Here is a 15,995-nt window from a genome sequence, read left to right as displayed (position 1 = left end):
CCATGCTGAAGACTCTCCTCCGCGACAGCCGCGCCCTCGGCGTCCTCGCCGTGCCTCTGATCCTCACCCAGCTCGCCCAGGTGGCGCTGACCACCACCGACACGGTCATGATGGGCCTCCTCGGCACCACGGAACTCGCCGCCGGCGGTCTGGCCATCGTCATCTTCAACCAGATCCGCACCATGGGCGTCGGCCTGCTCACCTCGGTCGGCAACCAGATAGCCGCCGCGGCCGCCCGCGCCGAGCGAAAGGCCGAAGAGGGTGACGGCAGCGCGGCAGGAGAACAAGCACACGACGAGGTCCGCTCCATAGTCCGGGCGAGCATGGCAGTCGCCACGCTCGCCGGACTCGCCGGCGCCGTCCTGATGATCCTCATCGGCCAGGCCCTGACCTGGCTCGGCCAGGACGCGGACGTCGTCGGCCTCACCCAGACCATGCTCTTCGCCCTCGCCCCCGGCCTGCTGCCCTGCCTCTGGTTCCAGGCCGTCCGCCAGTTCACCGTCGGCATGCGCCGCCCCCAGGCCCTCCTGCAGATCACCATCGCCTCGATCGCGGTCAACGCGGGCCTGAACTGGATCCTCATCCACGGCACCTTCGGCCTCCCGAAGCTCGGCCTCACCGGCGTCGGCATCGCCACCTCCAGCGTCTACCTGCTCTCCTTCCTCGCCCTCTACCTCTCCGCGAAGAAGGACAAGGAGCTGGCACCGCTCCTGACCCTGGACATCACCAAGGCCGACCGGGCCACCGTGGGGCGCCTCGTCGGCCTCGGCATCCCCATCGCCGCCACCTACGGCTCCGAGGCCGGCTTCTTCTCCATCACCGCCCTGATGGCAGGCTCCTTCGGCCCGGACGCGCTCGCGGCGCACACGGCCGTCAACCAGCTCGTCTACATCGTCTTCCAGGTCGCCGTCGGCCTCTCGCACGCCGCGTCCATCAACGTCAGCCGCGAACTGGCGCTCGGCAACCACGACGACGCCCGCCGCATCAAGAACACCGCCCTGGCCTGCGCCGCCGCGGTCATGGCCGTCGTCGGGCTGCTTTACCTCACGATTCCCCAGCTGATCCTGGCGCCCTTCCTCGACTCCGGGTCCGAGCAGGCCCTCACCATCGCCACCCAGCTCCTGATCGTCACCGCCTTCCTCCAGTTCTTCGACTGCGCCCAGAACATCGGCGTCGGACTCCTGCGCGGCCTCGACGACACCAAGAGCGGCTTCCGCATCACCCTCATCGGTTACTGGGCCGTCGGACTGCCCGCTTCCTGGCTCCTCGCCTACGCGCTGGACCTCGACGCCCTCGGAATCTGGCTCGGTCTCCTCACCGGCCTCGCCACCACCGCCGTCCTCCTCCTGCGCCGCTACTCCCAGTCCCTGAACCGCCACGCACAGACGTACCCCGCACCCGCCGTCGCGTAACCCGTCGCCATGTAACCCGCGCGAGTGACTTCTTCCTTGGGACCGGCCTGCCAGCAGGCCGGTCCCACCTGCACAATGGGCTCGGAGACCGAGACAGGCCGGCAGGAGGCTCGCAGCCATTGAAGAATCCGGAACCGGAAGAAGCAGGCCGACCTCGAGAATGGGCAGGGGACCTGGTCGCCCAGCTGACATCCTCGGACCACATTGAGCAGACCTTGATCAGCGCAATCCACGGCCGCCCGGACCACACCGCCGAGACCAACCATCGGCGTGCCAACGCCCTTCATGCGGCCGCCATGGGCCTGGGCCCGGCAGGATGCGCGGCCGCGGCCGGCATCAAGGAATCCCTCCTCGCCAACTGGCGGAGGAACGACACCACCTTCGACACCGCGATGTCCGCCGCCGCCGCCATGGCCGGCGCACACAAAGTCACGCCGCAAGGACAGGCCAATGCGTTTGGCCTCCGCCTCCTGCTGCAATCGATCGCCCAAGGAATCCACGTCGGCACTGCCGCCGCAGCAGTCGGTCTGAGGCGCGATCAAATCACACGGATGCGCCGCAACAACCCCGCCGTCGACGAACTCCTCGATGCCGCCATCCTGCAAGGGCGCACCGTGCAAGCCGGCCCGCGCTCGAACCGACGCCTCGGGCGCGCATCCGGCTACCGCCTGGTCACCCGCGCCGAACCCAACGCCGCCGACACCTCAGCTGAAGAGCTCTGATCGACAGAGCGATCCTGCGGGATGTCTGCGTGACAAGCGCGGACTGTGACACGTCGGCGCCCTCCTGCCAGGGAGCGAATCTTCGGGCCGCCTTCCGGTCAGTGAGTGTCGGTGCGCCTTTCGAGGCGGGTGCCTTGGCGAAGGGTGATCGACATCAGGTCGCTGGGGGCGTTCAGCTCCAGGCGCTGCCAGCGGCCGCGCGGGACGATCACGGCGGTGCCTGCCTGCAACCGGACCGTGTCCTCGGCGCCGCCGGGCGTGGTGGAACGGAAGTAGAGACGGACGTCGCCGGTCAGGCAGCACACCGCCTCGTCGGCCTCCGGGTGCATCTCCCAGTGGTCGGCGTGCACGTCGGCGTCGGTCTCCACGTGGAAAGTCGCGATCTGATCGAATGCGGACTGTCCCCTGAGCGGGCCGTGCACGGTTATCGTGCGATCTGGTACTACACCGCTGGAGAGATCGTGGTCCGGGCGACAGCGGCGCGGCGACGCGCAGACGATGACCGCGTAACCTACCGCGAGCAAGTCTTCGGCGATCTCGACCCGGATGAGCTGCCGCGGTTGGCACAGGTCGCGGACCGCTGGGCACTGCTGACCGGCGAGGACACCTACCTGGACGGGCTCCGAGCTCTGGTGAATGGCCTCCTCCTCACCGTCCGCTAGACGGTCCTCCGTCGCCGATGAGGTGCGGCCTGGCCGCTGACCGGACGGGGTCGAACACCACGTTGATCTCCGGCTACCGGGTCACGGCTGGCTACATCGACCGGCACCAGGCCTCCGCGGCGGCCGACACGACCGACAGGCTCCTGGGCTTCTACGCCCTGGTACTGGAACCGGTGGAACTGGACCTGGCGTTCGTGTCGGATGAGGCACAGGGGGCGGGGGTCGGCCGACTCCTTGTGGAACATGTGATCGATCAGGCCGAAGAAGCGGGCCTGGCTCAAGTGCGTGTCGTGTCGCACCCTGCAGCCGAGCAGTTCCATCGGCGCCTGGGTGCCGAGCCGGTGGGGAAGGTTTCTCCTTCGCCACTGAAGGTGACTTGGGAACGCCCCGAATTGCGCTTTGCCATCGTTGACCGCAACGCCGAACATACGGACTCCACAGCCACTGGTCGATCGCGGCGATGAGGACGGCCGCCTCGAACCGGGCAGCTACGGCCCCTGCCGGTGGACGCCGCGCTCGACCGCGTCCCGGCCTTGCAGCCCTCGATGTCAATGAAGCAGGCCCGCCTCCGACTGGGCGTGCTTGCTGCGATCCTTGGTCTGGCCGGACGCCGCCTCGTGCAGGTGGACCATGGGACGAACGCGAGTGGGACAACGCGCACTCGTCATGCTGCGGCAGCCCCTTGGAAGGCCGTGCGCTCCTCGACCGCGGGCTCCTGGCCATGACACCTCGGAAGGCCCGCGAACTCCGGGCAGTCCTCGACAAGTACGACGCCCTCTGGACTCTGCATTGAGGAGGCGCTGCCCCGCGGAGGCCCCCGACTCTTGTCCGGGGAAAGGGTCGGGGGCCTCCGCGGCCAGATTGATCTTTGACGCTTTAGCAAGGGCAGTGCTCTACTCCCTGCCATGACGACTTCAACGAAGCTTCCGCCGACCCCTGTCATCGACGAGACGGCCCGGCTCCTGATCGAGCACTACGTGTTCCCCGAGATAGCCGAGCAGCTCGCCGGCCTGCTGCAACGACGCCTCGCCGAGGGCGCCTACGACGTCGACGGCGCCGAGGAGCTCGCCCGGTTGGTCACCGCGGACCTCCAGTCCGTCAACGGCGACCGACACCTGAGGCTGAAGCACCACGCCGAACCGGTGTCCCCGCAGCAGGGCGCGGCAACCTTGGACTCCATGCGCCGGGACTTCGACACCTCGCTGGGCGGTGCGCCCCGGGTGCAGTTGCTCGACGGAGGGGTCGCCGTGGTGGAGCTGGCACCGATGCTGTTTCCGCTGGAGTGGGCCGCCGAACCGCTGGGCGCCGCGCTCACCCTGGCCTCCCGCGCCCAGGCGTTGATCATTGACCTTCGCACCAACCGGGGCGGCGACCCGGACACGGTCGCCTTCGTCTGCAGCTACCTACTCGATGAGCGCACCCACCTCAACACCATGCACTGGCGCGGCGGCGAGCGCAGCGAGCAGTCCTGGAGCCTGCCGCACGTTCCCGGCGCGCGCTTCGGTGGCAGCAAGCCGCTGTATGTGCTGTCCAGCGACAGCACCTTCTCTGCCGCTGAAGAGCTGGCGTACGACCTCCAGCAGCTCGGCCGCGCCGTAGTCGTCGGCGAGCCCACCCGCGGCGGCGCGCATCCGTGCAAGGGCTGGACGGTGCACCCACACCTGGAAGCCACCATCCCCGTCGGCCGCGCCATCAACCCCGTCTCCAGCACGAACTGGGAGGGCACCGGCGTGCAGCCGGACATCCCTTGCGCTGCGGCTGACTCCCTCGCCCACGCACACGCGCTGGCCCTCGCCCGACTGGCAGGCTGACCCAGTCCAGGTCATCGACAGCGCTGCACGCAGCGCCTACCCCTATCCGCGACCACGCAGACGTCCTCGCCACGCTCGCTGACATCGCCGCGATCCGTGGCGCGGCCGGCGACCACACCAACGCCGCCGCGGCGTACGAGGAACTGCTCGCCGCCTGTCTAAGGATCCTCAGCTCCGACCATCCCGACACGCTGGGCACCCGCAACAACCTCGCCCGGCTGCGGGGTGATGCCGGCGACGCCGCAGGCGCCGCCACCGCATGCGAGGAGCTACTCGCCGACAGCCTGCGAACCGCTCGGCTGGTTGGCGCCGGCCGGGACCCGGCAGCACACCGCATGGAGCTACGGGGTCCTGAAGGTCCACCAGCACCTGCGCTACCGGCGCCGAATCTGTCGTGGATCGCTTCAAGAGCCGCTATCCCGGCAGTGTCAGGGGCGACGGGGGGGCACTGTTTGTCGCGCTGGCGCCACCTGTGCTCGACGGGGTCGCTGAAGGTCGGATGTTCGAAGTCGGCGGTTGCCGCTCTCCAGTACCTCTTCACCAACGTGAGGGGACGGAAAGTACACCTGCCAGGGCTGGTCAAGAGAGATCAGATTTGGGCCTTTCTGCCGCAGATGCAGGGGTTAGGGCTGTAGAAGCGATCACAGCGCGGCTTCGCTACGCGGCGGTCAGGTCAAGTCGTGGTGCGACGCGTCACTTGTGGCCACGGGGGCGCTACCTTGCCGGGATGGAGGAGTGGGAGCGCTGGGAGCGGCGGGTGCAGACGGCTGCTCACCCCATGGCGTACCGGCTGGTGCGCGCGGTCGCCGCCTGCGGCCCGGTGGTGCGGGTGCCGCGGGTCGGGGTGGTGGTGAGCGATGCCCGCCTCGCCCGGGAGGTGCTGACGGACACCGAGGGATACACGAAGACAGGGCCGGGCGCGGCAGCCGGGCTGTGGAGCCCGGTGCTCGGCTCGCGGGTGCTGATCACCTTGGAAGGCGCCGAGCACGCGGCGCTGCGCAGGCGGCTGGGAGGGCTGTTTACACCGGGGCGTGTGGCGGCCGTCTGCGAACGGGTGCTACGTGCTCCGCTCGGCGAACTGGAGCGGCGGCTGGCGGCGGGCGAGGAGGTAGACCTCGTCCGGGTGGTCCGGGACGGGGCCGCCGAAGTGATCCGCGAGCTGGTCGGGCTCCCCGCCGGCGAGGCGGACTTCACCGAGGCCGCCGCGGTGATCTCGTCCGTACGGCTGTGGCGGACGACGCTGACCAGCCGTCAGACAGAGCGTGCCCGGGCGGCGTTGGCCCGACTGAGCGAGGCGGCGGTGGCGGCCTACCGGGCCGGCGACGAGTCCACCGTGCCGGGGCGACTGCGCGCGCTCGGCTTGGACGAGGCCGAGGCGCGGGGCGCGGTCGGGCTGTTCCTGCTGACGGGCACCGAGACGCTGGTCTCCTTCGTGCCCCGGCTGGTCGCACTAGCCCATGACACGGGCCGGAGGCCGGACGAGATCACAGACGCCCTGGTGGAGGAGGCGCTGCGGGTGACCTCGCCAACCCCGGTAATGCTGCGCAGCGCGGCCCGGCCGGGTCGGATCGGGGGTGTCCGGGTGGAGGCCGGGGAGCGGGTGGTGATCGCCACGCTGCTGTGCACCGGAGCGTACGGCCCGTTCTCGCCGGACCGGGATCCCGCTGAAACCGCCGGTCTGCGCCGGCTGTGGTTCGGGGCGGGCCCGCATTTCTGCCTGGGGATGCCGCTGGCCATGGCAGAGATCCGCGCGGTGGTCGGGGTCCTGCGGGGCTTCCCGGAGCTGGTGATAGCGGGGCGACGCCCGGCGCGGGGGGTGTTGATCCCCGCCTACGCACGGCTGTCGCTGCGCGCGATGGTGCCGTCGTAGGCGAAGGACGCGAAGATCCCGAGCGCGGGCATCCGCGACTTTCCAGCAGAGAGCCACCGCCGTGGGCAGGCACTGCATGCTCGCCAACCCACGAGTGCCGCTTGATCCCTGTCAGCGTTCGTCGGTGAACTTGCTCCCGCAGAGGGTGCACACCGGCTTCTGCGCCTCCTGCCCGGTGGCCTCGCGCTCCACCCGAGCCTGCGCCACACCGCACCGCACGCCCCGCCGGTGCGGCGGTGCTCCGCTCCAGCTCGGTGATGACCGCGGGCAGTGCCTGGTGGCAGTCGACGGCGGTGATTGCCCGAGCCCTTGCCCGGGTACGCGATCCCGGCGCTGTAGCGGCGGGCGGCCTCCCCCGGGCGCCGGATCCGGCTTTGTTCAGGGATCCGCCGTTCGAGCGGCGCATCGTCAAGCGGAGGGTTGGCCGTAGGCGGCGATATCGGCCAGGGCCTGGGCAGGGCCGGCGTGGAGGGTGAAGACAGTGCCCGCGCCGGTGATGGACAGCAGTCTCATGGCCTGGGCGGGTACGGCGGTGAGGGCGAGGCTGCCGCCGGCTGTGCCGCCACGCCGCCCGTCCGGCCGATGGCGCGGAGGCGGCCGTGGTGGTGGTCGCGGCCAAGGACGAGGAGCTGCGGCCGCGCGAGGGTGCCGGTGATCGCGCCGATGTTCGCTTCCGTGGTGTCCCGTCTTCTGATCTTGAACCAGCCTCTCGACCTGGGGAGGTAACGCTGGTTCATTCCCTTCACCCGGATCCCCTCCACCCCGGAGACGTCGGTCCAGGTCTCCAGCCACTCCCTGGCCTTGGCGAGGTCGGTGGTCATCGGCCAGAGCGTGCACGGCGCGGTCAGCTGGTGGGTGTCGAAGAGGTCCTCGAGGGCTGGCCGGCGCTCGCGATACGGGCGTGCCAAGAGTTCCGTGCCGTTGACCTGGAGGGCATCGAACGCGACGAAGTAGGCCGGCAAGGCGGCCGCCAGGGTCGGAGCGCTGCGGCCGCGGGCGGAGGCGCGGCGCTGCAACGCCTCGAACGACAACCGGACCGCCTCCACCTCCCAGACGACCAGCTCGCCGTCGAGGACCAGGGCGCCGGGCAGCTGCTGTTCAGCGGCCGCGACGAGATCGGAGAAGCGGTCCTGGGCCAGGGAACCGCGCCCCGTCTGCACCAGCACCCGCCCGCCCGGCGCGACCGCGGTGAACAACAGCGCCCGGTGAACTTCTGCTCAGACGCCAGCGGGCCCAGCACACCGGGCCCGGCACCGACTCCGCAGCCTGCGCGCGCAGATCTGACCCGTGCCCGACCCAGAACCACAGCTTGCCCGTGCCGATCACGCTGCTCCTCCCGGACGGCCAGGCGATCGAGCGGGTACGGCTCTACGAGCGCCGGCAGATCGAATCCGATCTGTGGATGTACCGCATCGGCGTGCCCGTGTAGCAGACGGCCGCAGGCGGCGTCGAGCCGGCCGAGTCAAGACGTGGGTGACTGCTGCACAGCTCCGCCCGATCCCCAGCGTGGACCTCGATGCCTTTCCCACCCACCGTCGACCCACCATCACAGCCCCCTCAGCCCGGTGGGCATGGCTCCTGGACGGACAGGACGCACCGCAACCGTCCACGCCCAGGGGTGCCAGGTCGCCACCGACCGCGCGCATCCACTGACCACGACGGCGGCACTCCAGGCCCTCGCGCGCCCGGCACAGCGGCGAGCACCGGCTACGACACCGCAGAAGTCCTGCTCCCGATCCTCCGCCACGGCCAGGACGGAGCCGGGCAGGAGGAACCGGCCTAGCAGTGGATCACCGGACATGGCGGAGGGGAGTCACCCAAATGTGCCGAGGCGCGATAGCTGTCACCAAGATCGATACTGACCTGCGGAATCTGCGCAGGTGGAGCGCAGTAGTTGTCACCAGATCGGCACGGCACTGGGCACCAATCGTCGGGGCGGCGCGGTTGTTGTCACTGATCACGCGGGCATTTCAGCCGGCGAGGTGAGCCTCCTCGATGGTCTGGCAGAACCGGCGGTCTCGCTCAGCCATCTTTGTCCGCGGACCGGCTGAGCGCAGGACGACGTCCAGGGCCCGGTCAGGATCGGCGGCATAGCTGTTGCTGAACCACGCCATGTTCGCCTCGACGACCGCCCACTGGTCGGCGGCGCTGTGCTCGGGTGTGGCCAGGAGCCCGATGTCCACCACCACCGCGCTGGGCAGGCCACCGCTGCAAGTGGCCAGGAGATCATCCGCGAACTCCAGGACAGCGTCTTCATAGCGATGCCCGTCCAGCTGCTCGGCGTCGAGTCGGCCGAAGGTGGCGTACTGCGAACCTGTGCGGACCTCGCCGTCCAGGAGGTACAGGCGAAACTCCGCTGCCCAGGTCACCACGTCGCTGATCTGTACTGGCACATCCAGTGACAGCTCCGGCCCTGTCGGGAGGCAACTACCATTGGAGTAAACGGCGGCCGGGAAGCTCTTGTCGCTCGGCGGCTTGACGAACGCCGGTCGGGACAGACAGCGCGCCTCGCCCAGGGTCGCCATGGCGATGCGCCGCCCGGTGTACTCGTAGGGCAATGTGGCCAGCCAGTCGTCAGACGGCTCCAAGAGTGCGACCTCAAGGGCATCCACGACGCGTGCCGCGAAAGCGGGGCCGCCGTAGTAGTGGCCACCACGCCTCCCCATGGCAGTGCCCGCACCGCCATGGGCGGGAAGTACTTCTACATCCATCCCCCGCCGATGGGCCGACGTTGAGAGCAGCTCGGATGTCGTGGTGTATTGCGGCGCCAACGCCAAGAAACCATGCTTCGTCACGATCGCTGACGATGCCACCGATTCGGCCGAACAGTCCACAGCATTCCGGCCCACACCTAAGGGCCACCCAGCCGACCAAAGGAGTCACTGGCGCTCGGTCTTACCCGGAGCGGTGAACATCGGCCGTTGGCAGTAGAAGGCGTCGAAGCCGTAGTGCGAACGGAAGGCGGTCCACCGCTCGGATTCCACGCGGCTGCGTCCGGTGCAGACGGTGCGGACAGCGGGCTTGAGGTTGTAATAGCGGATATGTCGGGCCGGGACACCTCTAATATGCGGGTCTCGATGTCAAGCCACTGGTCGTGCTGAGCCCGAGGCAGGGGGTCGGTGTCATGGTTGTTTTGCAGCCCGACGAAACGTTGTCAGTGGCCGGGGAGACACTGGCGCCATGAAGATTTCCTCACCCACCGCAGCCAGTTCATCCGAGCCTTCCCTCACATGGGTCGAGTCGATGGGCGGCCCGCTGATCGTCGTACCGGTTTCCGTGTTGGACGGATGGCATGGTTGCACAGAGTCGGGACTGATCAACGGCGACGGGGACGTCCCGGACGACTACGACCGCGCTTGCGAGGTGGACGGGCTTGCGGGAGTGATTGCCATCAGCGGAGACGGCCGGCGAGGGCTTGTCCTGGCGGACGAGCCCTCCACCACCTGCTATCTGCCGGAACACCGAGTATTCGTCCGCTGGCTCGGAGCCAACTCGGATGCCGATCTGATCACCGCCGCCCGGGCCGTCCTCACCGACCCCACGACCGAATGGGAAGAGTGCGGTGTGTGGGAGACGGACGGGCCTGCGATGCTCATGGACTCTGTCACCGCCGGGAACGAACTGGATGTCGAGTACCCCGATGGCGGCGGACTGCCGGAGCAGGCGCCCGTCCCGATTCCGCCCGGCCGCTGGACAGTCCGCGCGGTCCACACCTCGACAAACGAGGAAACCTCGGTGGGTCTGGTCCAACTTCTGCCCTGGCCACAGAGCTGATGATCTGTCCCCATCACCGGGAATACGACGTCAGGAGGCTTTTCCCTCGAGTCGGCTGAGGAGTCCGTCGAAGATCTGCTCGCGGGCCACCTGTCCCTTGGCGGCCGCGTCGTCTCGCTGGCGTTCGAGTGTAGGCCGGAACTCGATCGTGGTGACGAAGAACGTGCAGGACTCGCAGATCGACTCGAAGTGGCAGTCCATCTCGACTGGGCGAGCGCAGTAACCGTTGCCGAGCATCCGGCGGTGCATCTCCCGGCGGAGCTTGGCCATCTCCACGCCCTCGGCGTCCGCCGGCAGGTGGCTTGGGGCGTCGTAGAGGGCCTCCACCTTCTCCGAGACCGCGAAGTACTCGTCCGCGACGGTCCGGTCGGCGATCCGCGCGTAAACACGTGTCATGGACAGCGACCGGTGGCCAAGAAGTGCGGCGATGGTCTCCAGGGACACGCCCCGGTTGATCGCCTGGGTGGCCAGAGTATGTCTGAGCTGGTGCGGAGTGACCCGGCTCAGGCCGGCTTGCACGGCGGCTTTGCGGACCGCGGCCTCGACGCGGGAGGCGTTGACCGGGCGGCCGTGGTCGGTGAACAGCAGGTTCGAGCGCAGTACCTCGGGCCGGTGCAGCAGCCAGTCGTCCAACAGGGTCTTCAACTGTGGATGCAAGGGAACGTAGCGGTCGGTGTGCATCTTGCCGACCGGGACGCGGAGCCAGTAGGCGGAGCCGATCTGCACGACCGCGTCGACGGTAAGGCCGAGCATCTCGCTGCGACGCATCCCGGTGCGGGCGAGGATCTCAATGGTCAGCCGGGCGAACGGATCGGGATCTTTACGGGCGGCGGCCAGCAGTTTGGCCGCCGCGGCGGCGTCGTCGTCGTCGTCGTCGAGGAAGCGGGGCAGCGGCTCGTCCGCTATCGGGAAGTCGCTGTCGAACACCAGCTGGCGGGGTGGCCGGTCGGCGGCATCCCACTCATCCAGCCGGTGGAAGAAGCCACGGAGTTTGCTGAGGCGGTCGCGGACGGTGTGCCGGTGCAGTGGTCCGCCGCGGGCGGCCGGCCGCTCGAGCAACCACTGCCGATAGCGTTCGACGTGCCGCCGCTTGAGCTGGGCGACGCAGGTCACGGCTGTATCTTCGGCGGCGACCAACAGGGCGAACTCCCGCAGCGTCAGCTCGGCGTTCTTCACGGTGCCCGGCCGCGACGACCTGGCCGAGGCAGGTCTCGCCGCGGCGGCCTCCGACCAGCGCACCGTCGGGGACACCTGGGCACGGCAGCTGGAGTACGCCCCCGTACTCGCCCTCGTCGACAGTGAGGAAGCCGACGACGAGGACCGCGCACTCCTCGCGCAGCTCCACCCGACCGCCCGCCGGGTGCCCGCCGGATCCGGCGAGCTCGCCCAGCTGGCCTTCGCCGGCTTCGACGCGGAGACCGCAGCCGCGGCCCAGCACCCGGCCTGCGCACTGCTGCCCCAGGAAGCGGACGAGGCCGGAGTCACCACCATCGTCTGGCACCGCCGCCGCCCCTTCCACCCCGAACGCCTCTACCAAGCGCTGGAAGACCTCTGCTGCGCCGCCGCCCGCAGCCGCGGCCGCTCCTGGCTCGCCGACCGCCCCGACACCCTGCTCGCCTGGGACGCCGCGGGCGGCGCCCTGTGTGTGGAGAACGCCGGTCCCTGGCTGGCCTCCCTGCCGGACGCCGCCTGGGAGATGGTGCCGCCGATGCGCCGGGCGGCGGCCTCGCTCGACTGGCATCCGGAACACGGCGACTGCTGCCAGCACCTCGTCTTCACCTCACCAGGCCTCGACCGGCACGGATTGGAGCAGCTCCTGGAGTCCTGCCTGCTGACTGACGCCGAGTATGCGGCGGGACGCGAGGCATGGAAGCGGCTCCCCGCAGCCTCTGACTCCCTCCTCGACCCGGTCTCCTGACCCCCCGAAATCGAGAATCCCCCTCGTTCACGACCCACAAGGAATCCTCATGGCCCGCCGCCACACCGCCAGCAAGCCCGTCAAGTCCCGCCCCAACCCACTGGACGCGGCAAAGATCACGTACATCGACTACAAGGACATCGACCTCCTGCGGAAGTTCATCTCCGACCGCGGAAAGATCCGCAGCCGCCGCGTCACCCGCGTCACGGCCCAGCAGCAGCGACGGCTCGCCGCCGCGATCAAGAACGCCCGCGAAATGGCGCTGCTCCCGTACGGTTCCAGCCGGTAGGGCCTGGCCCGAGAGTCCTCTCCTGGTGACTCCCCCTCGACGGTGCTTCTGGGAGGCTGCTGCCGAACATGACCGTGCACAAGGCCCTCGAGTACCTCCAGATCACCCGCCGAGGGGAAGTCACCCCGGAGCCGAGACGAGAACTCATCGGCTGCTGGAAGACGGTGACCAACGCCGGCTACGCCGTCATCGCCGCCGCGTTCCCGATCGCCGAACCGTGGGATTCCTGGTGGTCGGAGGCGGCCCACGACCCGGAACTGGCGCCGCTCCTCGCCCGTCACGACCTCGGCCGGCACCCGCACTGCGAAGGCAACGACCTGGCCCTGTCAGGCCATGTGGCGTTGCTCCACGAGGCCGGATTCCTTCAGGCCGGGTCCGTCTGGCAGTTCGGCCACAGCCATGTCGTGGTCAACCGTCCACTGAACTCGCCGTCAGCCCGGCGCTCGTCCCCTAGCGGCGTCCGCGGTGGCTGAGGCGGCGACCGTCTCGGCCTGGTCCCAAACCATTAGGAACGCCATCCGCAGGCACGCCGCGAGCGCCGGGTGCTCGATGTACAGCGCGGTGGTGGCCCGGGTGTCCGCCATCGGGTCGGGCATGTCGCACAGGACCAGCGACGCGTCGGCGATGATCAGCTTCAGGGGGAGCTGCGGGGCGAAGCGGGACTCCTCGCCTGCTCCGCCGAATCGGCGGACGTTCTCCAGGACCTCCGCATCGCCGAGGGCGTCGTGCGTGTACACGGCGCGGGCCGTACCCCCGGCTCGGCGCAGCCTGCGGACGGCCTCGATCCCCTCGTCGTTGGCCGCCGGGGCCACGAAGGGGGGCTTGCAGAAGCTGAGCAGCTCACGCGTGGCCTGTTCCTGGATGCCCGCGAAGCGTTCGGCGATCTGCTTGGGATCCCGGATCACCTTGATGTAGTCGAGCGGGTCGGTGTGGGTCCGCCCGGCGGACCAGACCGGAGTCAGCGCTGCGGCGAGCACGGCCGAAGCCTGGTCCAGTCGTTCGAGTGACTCCCTCTGAAGGGTCATCAGCCGGGTGAGGGCCAGCTCGGGCGCCACGGCGGAGAAAGCGGCCACCCGTCCGGGGCGTAGGAGGGCGAGGTGCCTTCGTACCAGCGCGTCGAGTACGTCGTACACCCGCTGGCGGGGCACGTCCGCGGCGCGCGCGACCTCCGCCGCGGTGTACGACTCCCGCCGCACCAAGGTGAGGTAGACCCGTGCCTCATAGCGCGAAAGGCCCAGCGCGACAAGGTCGTTGACGGCACCGTCGTCCAACTCCATGGCATGACACGGTATACGCGGAGATCGCTGACCGAAAGCAATCCTTTGCCCTTGACGGGTATTCCCTTGGGCCTGCTTCTCACTACCTTCATCGATGGCCACCACTGACCGTGGTGGCAGTCAGCACCAATGAACCTGTGCCACTCGCACTCCGCGGCATCCCATCCCATTGACATGTCATGAACCTGTCATTTGCCATGGCCACACCCCATGCCGCGGGGATCCAACCCCCCATGGAGGGCAGTTCATTGCAATCGAAAGCCACCAGCCGCGCCGGAAGACTGGCGCGCCACGCCGCGACTTCGATACTCGGGGCTGCGGCCCTGATATCCGGCGGCTTACTCGCCGTCGCCTCACCGTCGGCAGCCTCGGCGGCGCCCGCCACGCCCGCCGCCTCCGCCGCGCACACCGAGCGGCTCTGCTCGGAGCCGACGAAGCCCGGCTTCATGGCCTGCCACGCGCTGGCCCGTACCGACCTCAAGCAGCAGCTGAGCCTCGCGCCCAACCTGCTCCCGTCCGGCTACGGCCCCACCGACCTGCAGAGCGCGTACGCACTGTCGGCCTCGGCCGGCGCCGGGGCGACGGTCGCCATCATCGACGCCTACGACGACCCGAACGCCGAGTCGGACCTGGCGACGTACCGCTCCCAGTACGGCCTGCCGGCCTGCACCACGGCCAACGGCTGTTTCAAGAAGGTCGACCAGAACGGCGGCACCAGCTACCCGACCGCCGACTCCGGTTGGGCGGGCGAGATCTCCCTCGACGTGGACATGGTCAGCGCCGTCTGCCCGCAGTGCCACATCCTGCTCGTCGAGGCGAACCAGCCGTCCATGGCCGACCTGGGCACCGCCGTCAACCGCGCCGTGACTATGGGGGCGAAGTACGTCTCCAACAGCTACGGCGGCGGCGAGGACTCCACCGACCCGAGCTCCGACGCCTCGTACTTCAACCACCCCGGCGTCGCGATCACCGTCAGCTCCGGTGACAGCGGCTACGGGGTCGAGTACCCGGCAGCCTCCCAGTACGTCACCTCCGTGGGCGGCACCTCGCTGACCCGCGCCGGCGGCACCCCGCGCGGCTGGTCCGAATCCGTCTGGGGCACCAGCTCCGGCGGCAACGGCGCCGGTTCCGGCTGTTCGGGCTTCACCACCAAGCCGTCATGGCAGCACGACAGCGGCTGCGCCAAGCGCACCGTCTCCGACGTCTCGGCCGTCGCCGACCCGGCCACCGGCCTCGCCGTCTACGACAGCTACCAGGCGAGCGGCTGGAACGTCTACGGCGGCACCAGCGCCTCGGCGCCGATCATCGCGGCGGTCTACGCCCTCGCCGGAACCCCGGCCGCGGGCAGCTACCCGTCGTCGTACCCGTACGCCCACACCACGTCCCTCTACGACGTGACCAGCGGCGCCAACGGCTCATGCAGCGGCAGCTACCTCTGCACCGCCAAATCCGGCTACGACGGCCCGACCGGTCTCGGCACCCCCAACGGCACCGCCGCCTTCGCCAGCGGCTCCACCGGCGGGAACACCGTCACCGTGACCAACCCCGGCAGCCGGTCCACCACCGTCAACACGGCCGCCTCCCTGCAGATCCAGGCCACCGACTCTGCCAGTGGCCAGACTCTCACCTACAGCGCCACTGGGCTCCCGGCCGGCCTGTCGATCAACGCCTCCAGCGGCCTGATCAGCGGTGCGCCGACCACCGCGGGCAGCTACAACGTGACGGTCTCCGCCAAGGACACCACCAACGCGAGCGGCAGCGCGTCCTTTACCTGGACCGTTACCCCGACCGGCAGCAGCTGCGGCGCCACGCAGCTCCTCGGCAACCCGGGCTTCGAAACCGGCAGCGCCAGCCCCTGGACCGCCAGCAGCGGGGTCGTCGACAACGGCAGCGGCGAGGCCGCCCACTCCGGCTCCTGGAAGGCGTGGCTCAACGGCTACGGCTCCACGCACACGGACTCGCTCTCCCAGTCGGTGACGATCCCGTCCGGCTGCCACGCCACCCTCAGCTACTACCTGCACATCGACACGGCGGAGACGACCACGGCCACCGCCTACGACAAGCTGACGGTCCAGGTCAACTCCACGACCCTGGCCTCGTACTCCAACCTCAACAAGAACACCGGCTACACGCAGAAGACCTTCGATCTGTCCTCCTTCGCGGGGCAGACGGTGACCATCAAGTTCACCGGCACCGAGGACTCCAGCCTCCAGACCTCCTTCGTGATCGACGACACCGCCGTGAACACCGCCTGACCCGC

General features: G+C 69.3%; 14 protein-coding genes and 2 pseudogenes. 11 read left to right on the top strand and 5 right to left on the bottom strand.

Going from position 1 to position 15,995, the window contains the following annotated elements; translation table 11 throughout:
• Nucleotides 1-2 precede the first annotated feature (2 nt).
• On the top strand, nt 3-1,412 hold the full coding sequence (locus ACZ5WG_RS24190; protein ID WP_468725823.1) for an MATE family efflux transporter: 1,410 nt from the start codon (nt 3-5) through the stop codon (nt 1,410-1,412).
• A 119-nt stretch (nt 1,413-1,531) separates the two neighbouring features.
• Entirely contained in the window at nt 1,532-2,134 is a 603-nt protein-coding gene (locus tag ACZ5WG_RS24185; RefSeq protein ID WP_468725822.1) for a hypothetical protein, read from the top strand.
• Nucleotides 2,135-2,232: 98 nt separating this feature from the next.
• On the opposite strand, the gene ACZ5WG_RS24180 is transcribed toward ACZ5WG_RS24185, so the two are convergent.
• Nucleotides 2,233-2,634, bottom strand: coding sequence for a cupin (locus tag ACZ5WG_RS24180; protein ID WP_468725977.1), 402 nt, complete (start codon nt 2,632-2,634; stop codon nt 2,233-2,235).
• On the opposite strand from ACZ5WG_RS24180, the pseudogene ACZ5WG_RS24175 reads away from it, so the two are divergent.
• The 4 genes and pseudogenes from ACZ5WG_RS24175 to ACZ5WG_RS24160 all read left to right on the top strand — a co-directional run.
• Nucleotides 2,518-2,796, top strand: a pseudogene (locus tag ACZ5WG_RS24175) (TetR/AcrR family transcriptional regulator); the annotation flags it as partial. The gene ACZ5WG_RS24180 and the pseudogene ACZ5WG_RS24175 overlap by 117 nt on opposite strands.
• A 62-nt stretch (nt 2,797-2,858) precedes the next feature.
• Nucleotides 2,859-3,260 (top strand): GNAT family N-acetyltransferase, encoded by a 402-nt coding sequence (locus ACZ5WG_RS24170; protein ID WP_468725820.1) that lies wholly within the window; start codon nt 2,859-2,861, stop codon nt 3,258-3,260.
• 441 nt (nt 3,261-3,701) lie between these two features.
• Nucleotides 3,702-4,607, top strand: a complete 906-nt coding sequence (locus tag ACZ5WG_RS24165) for a S41 family peptidase (protein ID WP_468725819.1) — start codon at nt 3,702-3,704, stop codon at nt 4,605-4,607.
• Between the two features lie 727 nt (nt 4,608-5,334).
• Entirely contained in the window at nt 5,335-6,477 is a 1,143-nt protein-coding gene (locus tag ACZ5WG_RS24160; protein WP_468725817.1) for a cytochrome P450, read from the top strand.
• A 509-nt stretch (nt 6,478-6,986) separates the two neighbouring features.
• On the opposite strand, the gene ACZ5WG_RS24155 is transcribed toward ACZ5WG_RS24160, so the two are convergent.
• Both ACZ5WG_RS24155 and ACZ5WG_RS24150 read right to left on the bottom strand, forming a co-directional pair.
• Complete coding sequence (locus tag ACZ5WG_RS24155) at nt 6,987-7,673, bottom strand: ATP-dependent DNA ligase (RefSeq protein ID WP_468725815.1); 687 nt, start codon at nt 7,671-7,673, stop codon at nt 6,987-6,989.
• 774 nt (nt 7,674-8,447) lie between these two features.
• A complete protein-coding gene (locus ACZ5WG_RS24150; protein WP_468725975.1) occupies nt 8,448-9,275 on the bottom strand; it encodes an ATP-grasp domain-containing protein in 828 nt (275 codons plus the stop codon).
• A 382-nt stretch (nt 9,276-9,657) separates the two neighbouring features.
• Here ACZ5WG_RS24150 and ACZ5WG_RS24145 point away from each other — a divergent pair, with 382 nt between their 5' ends.
• Nucleotides 9,658-10,251 (top strand): immunity 21 family protein, encoded by a 594-nt coding sequence (locus ACZ5WG_RS24145; RefSeq protein ID WP_468725814.1) that lies wholly within the window; start codon nt 9,658-9,660, stop codon nt 10,249-10,251.
• A 30-nt stretch (nt 10,252-10,281) separates the two neighbouring features.
• Here ACZ5WG_RS24145 and ACZ5WG_RS24140 read toward each other — a convergent pair whose 3' ends face one another.
• Nucleotides 10,282-11,427 carry a tyrosine-type recombinase/integrase gene (locus ACZ5WG_RS24140; protein WP_468725812.1) on the bottom strand — a complete coding sequence of 382 codons (1,146 nt, stop codon included), beginning with the start codon at nt 11,425-11,427 and terminating at the stop codon, nt 10,282-10,284.
• A 13-nt stretch (nt 11,428-11,440) separates the two neighbouring features.
• On the opposite strand from ACZ5WG_RS24140, the pseudogene ACZ5WG_RS24135 reads away from it, so the two are divergent.
• The 3 genes and pseudogenes from ACZ5WG_RS24135 to ACZ5WG_RS24125 all read left to right on the top strand — a co-directional run.
• Nucleotides 11,441-12,169 (top strand): annotated as a pseudogene (locus ACZ5WG_RS24135) (GTP-binding protein); the annotation flags it as partial.
• Between the two features lie 49 nt (nt 12,170-12,218).
• Nucleotides 12,219-12,458, top strand: a complete 240-nt coding sequence (gene rpsR / locus ACZ5WG_RS24130; RefSeq protein WP_468725810.1) for a 30S ribosomal protein S18 — start codon at nt 12,219-12,221, stop codon at nt 12,456-12,458.
• Between the two features lie 68 nt (nt 12,459-12,526).
• Nucleotides 12,527-12,931: a hypothetical protein gene (locus tag ACZ5WG_RS24125; RefSeq protein WP_468725809.1), complete on the top strand. Its 405-nt coding sequence runs from the start codon at nt 12,527-12,529 to the stop codon at nt 12,929-12,931.
• On the opposite strand, the gene ACZ5WG_RS24120 is transcribed toward ACZ5WG_RS24125, so the two are convergent.
• Nucleotides 12,890-13,735 (bottom strand): TrmB family transcriptional regulator, encoded by an 846-nt coding sequence (locus ACZ5WG_RS24120; RefSeq protein ID WP_468725807.1) that lies wholly within the window; start codon nt 13,733-13,735, stop codon nt 12,890-12,892. The two genes, ACZ5WG_RS24125 and ACZ5WG_RS24120, sit on opposite strands and share 42 nt — an antisense overlap.
• A 281-nt stretch (nt 13,736-14,016) precedes the next feature.
• Between ACZ5WG_RS24120 and ACZ5WG_RS24115 the strand changes: the two genes are divergently transcribed.
• Nucleotides 14,017-15,990 (top strand): putative Ig domain-containing protein, encoded by a 1,974-nt coding sequence (locus tag ACZ5WG_RS24115; RefSeq protein WP_468725973.1) that lies wholly within the window; start codon nt 14,017-14,019, stop codon nt 15,988-15,990.
• Nucleotides 15,991-15,995: the final 5 nt, after the last annotated feature.

This window comes from Streptomyces sp. NPDC032745 (assembly GCF_055579465.1).
Note: the sequence above shows the minus strand (reverse complement) of the source record. Positions and strands in the feature narration are given on the sequence as shown.